General features: G+C 55.1%; 1 protein-coding gene. It reads right to left on the bottom strand.

The window, feature by feature from the left end; all coding sequences use genetic code 11:
* A partial coding sequence (locus tag AC0L27_RS41455) for a winged helix-turn-helix transcriptional regulator (RefSeq protein WP_473323922.1) occupies window positions 1–247 on the bottom strand: 247 nt, incomplete at both ends.

Raw genomic sequence — 247 nt, 5'->3', positions numbered from 1 at the left:
ATCGCACCAAGATCCGGATCAGCATTACGATATTTGCTGCCCCATAAGCCAAGCTCGGCGAGGACAGGCAGCAGATCAATGCCCGCCTCCGTAAGGCGATAAATCGCCTTCAGTTTATGCGTAGGGTCGTCATGACGGGTAAGCACGCCGCCTTCTTGCAGCGTTTGAAGCCGCTCCGCAAGCGTCCGCGATGATATCGATTCATCGGACTGCAGAAATTCCCGGAAGTGCTGTTTCCCCGCGAAAA

The sequence above is a fragment of the Bradyrhizobium sp. Ken51 genome (assembly GCF_055807435.1).
The sequence above is the reverse complement of the archived record's forward strand: the minus strand, read 5'-3'. Positions and strand labels throughout refer to the sequence as shown.